Origin of the sequence: Citrobacter sp. TBCS-14, from assembly GCF_005280805.1 — a bacterium.
GTDB lineage: Bacteria > Pseudomonadota > Gammaproteobacteria > Enterobacterales > Enterobacteriaceae > Citrobacter > Citrobacter gillenii.
Genome location: NZ_SZWM01000285.1, coordinates 328 through 564, shown reverse-complemented (window position 1 = coordinate 564; position 237 = coordinate 328). Strand labels below are relative to the sequence as shown.

Annotated in this window: 1 pseudogene; it reads left to right on the top strand. The window is 51.9% G+C overall.

The window, feature by feature from the left end:
- Positions 1-237 (top strand): annotated as a pseudogene (locus tag FDX22_RS31040) (zinc transporter ZupT); the annotation flags it as partial.

Here is a 237-nt window from a genome sequence, read left to right as displayed (position 1 = left end):
AGAGGGAATGTCGCCGGTGCTGGGTTACGGGATGTTTATCGTTGGTTTGCTGGGCTACTTTGGCCTGGATCGTTTGCTGCCGCACGCTCACCCTCAGGATTTAGTCCAAAAAACCACACAACCGTTACCCGGTTCCATTAAGCGTACTGCGATTTTATTAACTCTGGGTATCAGCCTGCACAACTTCCCGGAAGGGATTGCAACTTTTGTTACCGCCAGCAGCAACCTCGAACTGGG